Source organism: Faecalibacterium gallinarum, assembly GCF_022180365.1.
Lineage (GTDB): Bacteria > Bacillota > Clostridia > Oscillospirales > Ruminococcaceae > Faecalibacterium > Faecalibacterium gallinarum.
Genome location: NZ_BQKV01000074.1, coordinates 1 through 11,430, shown reverse-complemented (window position 1 = coordinate 11,430; position 11,430 = coordinate 1). Strand labels below are relative to the sequence as shown.

The following is an 11,430-nucleotide window of genomic DNA, read 5'->3' as shown; positions in this document are numbered from 1 at the left end:
CCGCCGATCATGGTGGGGTACAGAAGACCCGCGCCGATGACCATGCCTTCCAGCTCGGGCAGGCCGAACCGCTTGGAGGCGGTATAGGCCAGCAGGATGGGCATGAAGTAGAAGAAGCCGTCGCCCAGGGAGTACAGAATGTTGTAAGTAGCGCTGGAGCCGTCGCTGGCCATCACGCCCAGGGCAACCAGCAGGGCCAGAACGCCCTTCAGGATACCGGTGGCCGCCAGAACGCCCAGGGCGGGGGTGAACACGCCGGTGACGATGCTGACAAAAGCGTTGAAGGGGCTCATCTTCTCCTTGGGGGCGTCGCCTCCCTCGATGGCGGTACCGTCCTCATTGACGGCGCCGGAACCCTGGATATGGGCCACCGAAAGAACTGCGTCGTAAACGTCGGCCACCTGGTTGCCGATGACCACCATGTACTGGCCGCCGCTCTGGATGACGGTGACAATGCCGTCGGTCTCCTTCAGGACCTCGGTCTGGGCCAGGCTCTCGTCTTTGAGCTTGAAACGCAGGCGGGTCACGCAATGGGTCAGAGAAATAATGTTGGACTTGCCGCCCACGTTCTGTACAATGATGCGCGCAAGACCATCGTATTTGCTCGCCATAAGCTGATTCTCCTTTTTTGCTCTCTCATAGGTTTTTTCTTCCAGCTCTATCCGTACCTGCCCGCTCTGAAAAGCGCACTGCGCCACCGAGGGCAACCCGGCCAGGGCTTCCAAATCCGCCAGGCTCTGGTCCTTGATGGTAAAGATAAAGCATCTGCCGCGCCGCGTGAGGGAGACCACATTGTTTTTGCCCCCGATGTGGGGATAAAATTGCTGCAAAAGCCTTTCCGGATCAGGCGATTGCTTCATAGGGACCCCTCCTCTCGCGCAGAACTCGGAATATGGAATTTTTATATCATACGCCCGTGCGCATCGGGCGTGCTGATATCAACAAAGCCTTTTGCACCCGGTCAACACTTGGGATCGGTAGGTGCGGTCCGAACCCGGTGGATGTGCAGAATCAAATAGAGCTGCTCGTCCCGGGTGCAATGCCAGTTCCAGTTTTTGGCCAGGTAAGCGAGGGCCAGCTGGGAGCAGTCGTAATCCTCGGGGTATTCGATGCGGATGGAGCGGAACAATTCCACGGTAGCGGGGTCCTCAGGCATTGGCTCGCCCTTTTTCATCCGCTGTACCAGGTACCGCAGGTGCATGACAAACCGGGAATAGCTGTAGCTTTCCCGGTCGATCCGGATGTCGAAATAGTGCTCCACCAGCTCGGTCAATTCGGTGATCACCCGCAGATTTTCGATGGTGCTGTGCATATTGCTGTTTCCAGCCTCGGCATTGAGCAGGTGGAGCGCAATACTGATGGTCTCTGACTCGGGCAAATCGACCTTCAGTTTATCGCGGAGCATCTGCCTGCCCCGGTGGGCGATGGCATATTCCTGGGGATAAAGGTGGCGCACATCGTAGGCCAGCGGCGTATGAATCGCCACGCTGCTGCTGTGATGGATGACATAGTTCAGGTGATCCGCCAGCAAAAAGGGCAGATTGGGGTTCAGCTCACATTCCAGCTCCTCCCGCGCCTCTTTGGCGATATCATCGGCGGCCAGAATCAATTCTTCGGGGACCTCCCGCAGCAGATAAATGTATTTGTCGTTTACGTCATAGAAGGTCCGGTCCACCACCGACAGGTCTGTCAGCTCGTAAGGCATGGCGGGGAACCCAACCCCGCGGCCGAACACGATCAGTTCGTTGCCTTTCTGATCCTTGGCGAGAGCAACGTTGTTATTGATTTTCTTAATGATCTTCATACGCTATTATTTGCTCCCAACCAGTTTGTTCATTCCCGCTGCGGCTCACGGCCGGTCTTGGGCCGCGCCTGCAAATCTCTTCAAAAAGAAAAACCCCTTCCAAGACATATACTGAGCCCTGGTTATAATCCGCCCCCGAATCAATCGAATCGCGGAGAAACGCCAGAGCACAAGTAATGCCTCGCAAGGAGTAACAATCTTGTGGTGTTATTCTATCAAAAGATTCATGGTTTGTCCATATTTGATTTACACAAACTTTTCATCTCATTTTCTGCCAGATTCTCTAACTCAGGGGCCCGTTATGAGCAAATAAAAAGCCCCTCCTGCCTGGGTGAACAGACAGGAGGGGCGAATGTGCTGTTTGGAACAGCCCTCAGACTACGCTGTCAGGCCGAAACCGGCCCGCAGAGAACCCGCAGATTAGCAGTTCTCAGCGAAGTACTTGATGGTACGGACCATCTGAGAGGTGTAGGAGTTCTCGTTGTCGTACCAAGACACGACCTGAACCTGGTAGGTGTCGTCGTCGATCTTAGCGACCATGGTCTGGGTAGCATCGAACAGAGAGCCGTACTTCATGCCGATGACGTCAGAAGAAACGATCTGGTCCTCGTTGTAGCCGAAGGACTCGGAAGCAGCAGCCTTCATAGCGGCGTTGATAGCCTCCTTGGTGACGTCCTTGCCCTTAACGACAGCAACCAGGATGGTGGTGGAGCCGGTGGGGACAGGCACACGCTGAGCAGAGCCGATCAGCTTGCCGTTCAGCTCGGGGATGACCAGGCCGATGGCCTTGGCAGCGCCGGTGCTGTTGGGAACGATGTTCTGAGCGCCAGCACGTGCACGGCGCAGGTCGCCCTTGCGCTGGGGACCATCCAGGATCATCTGGTCGCCGGTGTAAGCATGAACGGTGGTCATGATGCCGGAGACGATGGGGAAGGTCTTGTTCAGGGTGTCGGCCATGGGAGCCAGGCAGTTGGTGGTGCAGGAAGCAGCGGAGATGACCTGATCCTCAGAGGTCAGGGTCTTCTCGTTGACGGAGTAGACAATGGTCTTCAGGTCGTTGCCAGCGGGAGCAGAGATAACGACCTTCTTAGCGCCAGCCTCGATGTGAGCCATGCTCTTAGCCTTGCTGGTGTAGAAGCCGGTGCACTCCAGAACGACGTCAACGTTCAGCTCGCCCCAGGGAGCGTCCTTGGCGTCCTTCACAGCGTAGATCTTGATCTCCTTGCCGTCGACAATGATGGAATCCTCAGTGGACTCGACGGTGTGCTTGCCCTCGCCGATCTTGCCGCAGAAAGAACCCTGAGCGGTGTCGTACTTCAGCAGGTGAGCCAGCATAGCGGGGCTGGTCAGATCGTTGATAGCAACAACCTCGTAGCCCTCAGCGTCGAACATCTGACGGAAAGCCAGACGGCCAATGCGACCAAAACCATTAATAGCAACTCTAACAGCCATTTTACAGTACCTCCTAAATTGTTTTACCCTATTATGGATAAACTCACGGTACCTTTATTGTAGAACAAAACGGACAAACTTTCAAGTGTCTGCCAAAAAAATAACGACCTTATTTTATATTTTTCGTATTTTATACGATTTTTCCAAAAAAGACCCGTTGATTTTCGGCGAATTATCCATCCTGCCGGGCATTTTCGGCTTTTGGGGTGTTTTTTATGCAAACAATTGCGCATACCGCTCCCAGCGCCCCCACGGCACAAAGGCCCAATTCAAACCAGAGCGCCGGCCCGGACAGCTCGCCTGCTGCCCAGCGGACCGCCGCCTGGGGCAGCCCCCAGCAAAGGCAGAGGCAGAATGCCAGCAAACCGCTGCCGCACACAGCCCCCAGTTTGGGCTGGCCGGGCAGATAGAGGGCCCGGACCAGCGCCGCCAGAAAGAGCAGCGCTGTCAGCTGCTGCCAGACTGCCGCCGTTGGGCCAACCCGGTGCCAGCTGGAACTGTTCAGCATAAAGCGCTCCAGCACCGTCCAGTAAAACAGGATGCTGCCGGCGATGGCCCAGCCGATTTTCCGGGTGGGGCGGCTTTTCTCCCCTGCCAGCCAGAACCAGCCCAGGCAGAGCAGCCAGCCGCCGCAGAGCAGCTCCAGAACCGTCCGGAGCAGCGTCCCCACACCGGGGCTCGCCACACTCAGCAGCAGCCGCTGGGCGCCCGTCAGCCCGAACAGCACCCCGGCCATCAGGGCAGGGACCCCGGCCGCCGGCCGCCGGCAGAGCAGCGGCTCGGCGCTGCCCCCCGCTTTTCGGCCGGCCAGCAGCGCGAAGGCCGACGCCAGGGCCAGCCCGCCGTACCGCCACCACACCGAGCCCACCGTACACAACCCGGTGGCAGAATCGGTCCAGAGCAGAAGGTCGGCCCATCGGGCCGCCCCCAGCAATACACTTAATAGAAGAGAAAATCCAACCCAGCGTTTCATCCGCGTTCCTCGATGGGCTTATATTTCTGGCGCACGCCCAGATACTTGTAGGCCGGCCGGATGATCCGGTTGGCAAAGATGACTTCTTCCACCCGGTGGGCGCACCAGCCCGGCACACGAGCGATGGCAAACAGCGGGGTGTACAGATCCTCCGAGATGCCCAGCATCTGGTAGATCAGGCCGCTGAACAGGTCCACGTTGGCGCAGACCGGCTTGGAGCTGCCCTTTTCCTCGGCAAAGATGCCGGGGGCCAGCCGCTCGATGCTGCACAGCATGTTGTATTCTTTCTCAAAGCCTTTTTCGTAGGCCAGGTGGCGGGCCCGCTCCTTGAGGATCACCTCACGGGGATCGCTGATGGTATAGACCGCGTGGCCCATGCCGTAGATCAGGCCGGAGCCGTCGCCCGCCTGCTTGCGCAGGATGTGGCGCAGATACTCCCGCACCTCATCGTCGTCGTCCGGGTTCTCCACATGGTCCAGGATATCCCGCAGCTGGCGGTTGACCGCCAGGTTGGCGCCGCCGTGTTTGGGGCCCTTGAGGGCGCCGATGGCGCCGGCAATGGCGGAATAGGTGTCGGTGCCCGAAGAGGACAGCACCCGGGCGGAGAAGGTGGAGCAGTTGCCGCCGCCGTGGTCGGCGTGGACCATCAGGCACAGATCCAGCAGCTTTGCTTCCTCGTGGGTGAACTTCTGGTCCGGGCGGTAGGTGCTCAGGATATGCTCGGCGGTGCTGTGGCCGGGCTGGGGCAGGTGGAAGAACATGCTCTGCTTATCGTAGTAGCGGCGCTTGATCTGGTAGGCGTTGACCATCATGGTGGGCAGGCCCGCAATCAGGCTGATGCTCTGGTGCAGAATGTTCTCCAGGCTCAGGTCCTCGGGGTTGTCGTCGTAGGAGTACATGCCCAGCACACAGCGCTGGAGTTTGTTCATGATGTTGGGCGAGGGCGCGTTCATGGTGTCGATGAAGCCTTCCGGCAGCTCGCGGCGCTCGGCCAGGATATCGCAGAACTTATCCAGCTGGCTCTTTCTGGGCAGGCTGCCGAAGAGCAGCAGCCAGATTACCTCTTCAAACACGAAGCGGTCGTTGTGGTAGGCTTCCTCCACGATCTCGTTGATGTTGACGCCGCGGTAGATCAGCTTGCCGGGGATGGGGATGACCCGCCCCTCCTGGTCCTTTTTGTAGCCCACGACGTCGCAGACATTGGTCAGCCCCGCCAGAACACCGGTGCCGTCGGGGTTGCGCAGTCCGCGCTTGACCCCCAGGCGCTCGCTGGTTTCGGGGTCAATGTAGTTGTTGGCGAGATACTCCTCGCACAAGGTCTTCATAGCCGTCTTTCCCATAGACGGTGCATCCGATTTCGTAATCATAGCATATTCCCCTTCCCTTCTAAATTGGGCAGGCCGGGGGTCGCCCAGCCTTCGCCCGGCCATCCACATTGATAGCGATGCTTTTATGATATCTCTTTTTTAAAGTAAATTCAAGGCAAAACTTTTTTCCCCGCTCAAAAGATACAAAAAATTTTTATTTTTTTCACAAACTGTCTGTCCCAGGGGGATCCGGGGACATAATTTCATGCAAAACGCCTGTTTCGCCCTTTCCCGCAAAGAGGGTCTGATACCCTGTTGGTATGGCTGGCCCCGCCCGGGGCCCCGACTCTGATCCCCCTGGAAGAAGGTGTCCCGATGAAAAAGACCATCTTTCTGTTTTGTGCCGCCCTGCTGGTGCTGGGCTGCTGCCTGCCCCTGGCGGGCTATTACATCACCCGGGCTGTCCTGGGCCCGGCCGCCCCCCAGCCCGCCGATTCCGGGGCGGTCTCTGCCCCCGAGCCCGGCGGATTGGGCGGGCTTTTCTCCGATCAGGCCGAGGCCGCCCCTGCCGAAGAGGTACTGCTCCGGGACGCGGCCAGCGGGCTGGATTTCACCCTCACCCTGCGGGAATATCTCATCGGGGCCGTCTCTTCCGAGATGCCGGTGAGCTGGCCGGATGAAGCCCTCAAGGCCCAGGCCGTGGCCTGCCACAGCTACATACTCTACTGCCGGGACCACCGGGAGAGCGAATCCGACCCCTGGCTCAGCGTGGACCCCGCCCGGCGGCAGGGCTGCATGACCGACGCCGTTCTGCGCAGCTACTGGGGCACCGCCTACGAGCAGAATTACGCCCGGATGTCCGCCCTGATTGACCAGGTGCTGGAACAGGTGCTCTACTACGATGGTGCCCCCGCCGGGGCCAGTTATTTCGCCATTTCCAACGGACGGACCGAGTCCAGCGAAAATGTCTGGGGCACCGCCCTGCCCTATCTCTCCCCGGTGGACAGCAGCACCGACCGTCAGGCCGACAACTACGAGGTCACCGTCACCTTTTCGGCGGACCAAATCAAAACCGCTCTGGCGAACAATCTGGGGATCGCCGTGGGGGAAAGCGCCCCCGAGAGCTGGTTCGGGGCGGCCTCCTACACCGACTCGGGCTATGTGGCCAGCCAGACCGTCTGCGGCCAGGCTGTCAGCGGCACCGCCCTGCGGAGCGCCCTGGGGCTGCGGAGCGCCTGTTTTTCCATCGTCCGGCAGGGGGATGGGTTTTCCATCACCACCCTGGGCTATGGTCACGGCGTAGGTCTGAGCCAGTGGGGCGCCAAAGCGCTGGCCGAACAGGGGGCGGGCTATGAGGAGATTCTGGCCCACTATTTCCCCGGAACCACCCTCAGCCCCTGAAACACAGCAGGAACACTTCTGCCGCAAAATCATAGGATGGAACACGACAAGGTTGATCCGACCCTGTCCGCACTCCAACGAATGACTCTGCGGAAAGGAGACAAAAATCGTGCGCCAAATCAGATACCCCAAAATAAAGCGCTGCTGCCTGTCCGGCAGCGCTCAGCAGAACAACTGCTGCACTTCCTCCTGCTATGACCCCTGCTGCGATTCTTGCTACGACCCCTGCCCCTGCCCGGACCCGAACCTCTGTCCGGACCCGGATCCCTGCCCGGACGAGGACTGCTGCCCCTGCCCCGGCCCCACCGGCCCCACTGGCCCGACCGGCCCTCGCGGCTGTATGGGTCCCACCGGACCTATGGGCCCCCGGGGCTGCATGGGCCCCACCGGCCCCACCGGGCCTATGGGTCCGCGCGGCTGCATGGGCCCCACTGGTCCTACCGGTCCCCGGGGCTGTATGGGTCCCACTGGACGGACCGGCGCAACCGGCCCCGCAGGCCCCACCGGTGCAACCGGTCCGATGGGCCCCACCGGGCGGACGGGTGACACCGGCCCCACTGGTGCGACGGGCCCCATGGGCCCCACCGGCATGAGCGGCCCCACCGGGCGGACGGGTGACACTGGCCCCACCGGGCCCACCGGACCCATGGGTCCTGCCGGTCCTACTGGCCCCACCGGTCCTACCGGCCCCACCGGCGCAACAGGCGCTACCGGTCCTATGGGCCCTGCCGGTCCCACCGGACCCACTGGTCCTACCGGGCCTACTGGTGCAACGGGTGCCGCCGGTGCAACGGGCGCTACCGGTCCTATGGGTCCTGCCGGCCCCACCGGGCCCACCGGGCCTACTGGCCCCACCGGTCCTACCGGCCCCACCGGCGCAACAGGCGCTACCGGTCCTATGGGTCCTGCCGGCCCGACTGGCCCCACCGGGCCTACCGGTCCCACTGGCCCCACCGGACCCAAGGGCACTGCGGCCTCGGTCCGCATCGGCACCGTGACCACCGGCGACCCCTATTCTCAGGCTGAGGTGACCAACAGCGGCACGGAGCAGGACGCGATCCTGAACTTTGTGATTCCCCGGGGCGCGTGCTGCTGCTGCAGCGGCAGCGGGGACGCCAACTTCCTGTCGGCCTACTCCACCGCGCCCCAGCCCGGCACCTCGGGCCAGGCCCTGGTCTTTGACCGGAACGCCCTGTCCAACGGCAGCGCCGTTACCCACAGCAACAACTCGGCGGATCTGGTGATCCAGCAGGCCGGCTACTACCGGGTCAACTTCCACGGCGCCGTGGCCCCGGCCAGCAACAGCAGCTTCCCCCTGCCCATCCTGGTGCATCTGCAGCAGAACGGCAACGACGTGACAGGCAGCAACGTGCGCCACACCTTCCAGTCCAAGTCTGAGCTCGAAAACTACGTCTTCGACCAGATCATCAAGGTGGATACCACTCCCACCACTCTGCGGGTCCTCGCGGATGGCGGGAACATCATTTACAGTGATCTCAGCATCACGGTCCACCGGCTGGGAGATCTTTAATCCGCTGGGGGATCGTCCCGATGGGGCCGATCCCCCTTCTTTTTGTGTTTTGTACAACCGAAAGGGGGCCGCCCATGAATCACTACCGGATTTGTGTCTACGCCATCTGCAAAAATGAGGAAAAGTTCGCCGACGCCTGGATGGATTCCATGCAGGAGGCCGACGCCGTCGTCGTTCTGGACACCGGTTCCACCGACCACACTGTGGAAAAACTGCGGGCCCGGGGCGCCCAGGTGTATCAGGAGGAAATCTCCCCCTGGCGGTTCGATGCTGCCCGCAACCGCTCGCTGGAACTGGTGCCCCAGGATGCGGAGATCTGCGTCTGTGTGGATCTGGACGAACGGTTTGAACCAGGCTGGCGGGAAAAGCTGGAAGCCGCCTGGCAACCCGGCACCCACCAGGCCGAATACCGCTATACCTGGAACTTTAATCCCGACGGATCGGAGGGATGGGTATTCTGGATCGACAAAATCCACGCCCGGCAGGGGTTCCAGTGGGAGTATCCCGTCCATGAAGTGCTGCATTACACCGGGCCCGAACCCCGCCGGCTGGTGACCGCCGAAGGGGTGCAGCTGAACCACTACGCCGACCCCGCCAAATCCCGGGCTCAATATCTGCCCCTGCTGGAGCTGGCCGTCGAAGAAAAACCCCAGGACCCCCGGGCCCTCCACTACCTGGGGCGGGAGTATTTCTTCCGGGGGGAGTGGGACCGCTGCATCGACACGCTGGAACGTTATCTCGCCCGGCCTAACGCCCGCTGGACTGAGGAGCGGTGCAGCTCGATGCGGTATATCGCCCAGGCAAACCTGCGCAAAGGCCAGCGGGAGGAGGCCCGGCGCTGGTATTTCCGCAGCATTGGCGAGGCCCCCTGGCTGCGGGAGCCCTGGCTGGATCTGGCCGCCCTTTTGAGCGAAGAGGGCGACTGGCCGGGGGTGGTCTACCTGACTGAGGCCGCTCTCCGCATTCAGGAAAGGCCCCGGGGCTATTTCAGCGAGGGGTACGCCTGGGGCAGCGCCCCCTATGATCTGGCGGCCCTGGGATATTATTACACCGGCGATCTCCCCCGCGCTCTGGAAATGGCCGAAACGGCCCTTCATCTTTCGCCGGAGGATGAGCGCCTCAAGAAGAATTGTGCGCTGATCCGGGAAAAATTGGAGCAATATATCTCGCCTTCCGTTCAGGAAACCGGGGCCAATCTCAAATAACTTTCAGCTTTTGAGAAGATTTTTCCCTTGCCATCCGGGCAGTCTATGGTACAATAAAGGGTGGATGTTATATAAGTTTGCGATTGGGCAAGCGTTTCTACCAACTACCGCAAAGAGTTGGCTATAACGACCAGGGCCTGCCCCTTCCGGCAGGGAGACAGTAAGATTTTTGGAGGAAAGCAAACCCATGATGTATGATGTACTGATTATCGGTGCCGGCCCCGGCGGCATCTTTTCGGCCTATGAACTGGCCCGCCTGAACCCCGAGCTCAAGATCGGCGTGCTGGAATCGGGCCACGCCCTGAACAAACGCAAATGCCCCATTGACGGCGAAAAGATTAAATCCTGCATTTCCTGCAAGAGCTGCTCCATCATGAGCGGTTTCGGCGGCGCGGGCGCTTTCTCGGACGGCAAATACAACATCACCAACGATTTCGGCGGCACCCTCTACGAGTACATCGGCAAGGGCCACGCTCTGGATCTGATGCACTATGTGGACGAGATCAACGTGGCCTACGGCGGCCAGGGCACCAAGCTCTATTCCACCGCCGGCACCAAGTTCAAGAAGCTCTGCATGCAGAACGATCTGCACCTGCTGGACGCTTCCGTCCGCCACCTGGGCACCGACATCAACTATGTGGTGCTGGAGAACCTCTACAACGACCTGAAAGAAAAGGTCGAGTTCTTCTTCGACACCCCGGTGCAGTCGGTTTCCGTCTGTGACGAGGGGTACGAGGTCAAGAGCAGCGCCGGGGTCTTCCACTGCAAAAAGTGCATCATCTCGGTGGGCCGCAGCGGCAGCAAGTGGATGGAAACCGTCTGCCGCGACCTGGATATCCCGGTCAAGTCCAACCGCGTGGACATCGGCGTCCGGGTGGAACTGCCGGCGGAGATCTTCTCTCACCTGACCGACGAGCTCTATGAGAGCAAGATCGTCTACCGCACCCCCAAGTACGGCGACAAGGTCCGCACCTTCTGCATGAATCCCCGGGGCGCCGTGGTCACCGAGAACACCAACGGCATCATCACCGTCAACGGCCACAGCTACGAGGATCCCGCCAAGCAGACCCAGAACACCAACTTCGCCCTGCTGGTGGCCAAACACTTCTCCGAGCCCTTCAAGGACTCCAACGGCTACGGCGAGTCCATCGCACGGCTGAGCAATATGCTGGGCGGCGGTGTCATCGTCCAGCGGTTCGGCGACCTGATCCGGGGCCAGCGCTCCACCCACTCCCGGATTGAGGACGCTTTCATCACCCCCACCCTCAACGCCACCCCCGGCGATCTGAGCCTGGTCCTGCCCAAGCGGATCCTGGACGGCATCATCGAGATGATCTACGCCCTGGATAAGATCGCCCCGGGCACCGCCAACGACGACACCCTGCTCTACGGCGTGGAGGTCAAGTTCTACAACATGGAAGTCGGGGTGGACGAACACCTGGAAACCAAGTACAAGGGGCTGTACGTCATCGGCGACGGCAGCGGCATCACCCACTCCCTCTCCCACGCGTCGGCCAGCGGCGTTTTCGTGGCCCGGGAGATCGTAGCGGGCGAGGCGTAATCCCCTCTCCCCTTCCTTTTAGAGATAGAAAAAGAGCCGGACGGCCTTGAACTGCACCCCATTTGTTAGACAGTATGGTATACTGAAAACAAATGGGGTGTTTTATTGTGCCAAAAGGGAAGCCAAACAAGAGATATACACCGGAATTCAAGAAAATGGTAATCGAAACCATGCTGGAAGAAAAGCTGGGTTACCG

Annotated in this window: 9 protein-coding genes and 1 riboswitch; of the genes, 4 read left to right on the top strand and 5 right to left on the bottom strand. The window is 60.4% G+C overall.

What is annotated here, in order from left to right:
- The 5 genes from JCM17207_RS09705 to JCM17207_RS09685 form a co-directional block, all read right to left on the bottom strand.
- Positions 1–860, bottom strand: an 860-nt coding sequence (locus JCM17207_RS09705; protein ID WP_238317466.1) for a PTS transporter subunit EIIB, incomplete at its 3' end; no start/stop codon positions are given.
- A gap of 101 nt (positions 861–961) precedes the next feature.
- Positions 962–1,804 (bottom strand): PRD domain-containing protein, encoded by an 843-nt coding sequence (locus tag JCM17207_RS09700; protein WP_238317465.1) that lies wholly within the window; start codon positions 1,802–1,804, stop codon positions 962–964.
- Positions 1,805–2,224: 420 nt separating this feature from the next.
- A complete protein-coding gene (gene gap, locus JCM17207_RS09695; protein ID WP_238317464.1) occupies positions 2,225–3,256 on the bottom strand; it encodes a type I glyceraldehyde-3-phosphate dehydrogenase in 1,032 nt (343 codons plus the stop codon).
- Between the two features lie 172 nt (positions 3,257–3,428).
- Positions 3,429–4,229, bottom strand: a complete 801-nt coding sequence (locus JCM17207_RS09690; protein WP_238317463.1) for a hypothetical protein — start codon at positions 4,227–4,229, stop codon at positions 3,429–3,431.
- Positions 4,226–5,596 (bottom strand): citrate synthase, encoded by a 1,371-nt coding sequence (locus JCM17207_RS09685; protein ID WP_238317462.1) that lies wholly within the window; start codon positions 5,594–5,596, stop codon positions 4,226–4,228. The genes JCM17207_RS09690 and JCM17207_RS09685 overlap by 4 nt, the downstream gene beginning before the upstream one ends.
- Before the next feature lie 315 nt (positions 5,597–5,911).
- Here JCM17207_RS09685 and JCM17207_RS09680 point away from each other — a divergent pair, with 315 nt between their 5' ends.
- From JCM17207_RS09680 to JCM17207_RS09665, 4 genes are all read left to right on the top strand, one after another.
- On the top strand, positions 5,912–6,937 hold the full coding sequence (locus tag JCM17207_RS09680) for a SpoIID/LytB domain-containing protein (RefSeq protein WP_238317461.1): 1,026 nt from the start codon (positions 5,912–5,914) through the stop codon (positions 6,935–6,937).
- Positions 6,938–7,277: 340 nt separating this feature from the next.
- A complete protein-coding gene (locus JCM17207_RS13925) occupies positions 7,278–8,468 on the top strand; it encodes a collagen-like protein (protein ID WP_238317467.1) in 1,191 nt (396 codons plus the stop codon).
- Positions 8,469–8,542: 74 nt separating this feature from the next.
- On the top strand, positions 8,543–9,673 hold the full coding sequence (locus JCM17207_RS09670; protein WP_238317460.1) for a tetratricopeptide repeat-containing glycosyltransferase: 1,131 nt from the start codon (positions 8,543–8,545) through the stop codon (positions 9,671–9,673).
- A gap of 47 nt (positions 9,674–9,720) precedes the next feature.
- A riboswitch (purine riboswitch) is annotated at positions 9,721–9,817 on the top strand.
- 43 nt (positions 9,818–9,860) lie between these two features.
- A complete protein-coding gene (locus JCM17207_RS09665; RefSeq protein WP_238317459.1) occupies positions 9,861–11,234 on the top strand; it encodes an NAD(P)/FAD-dependent oxidoreductase in 1,374 nt (457 codons plus the stop codon).
- Positions 11,235–11,430: the final 196 nt, after the last annotated feature.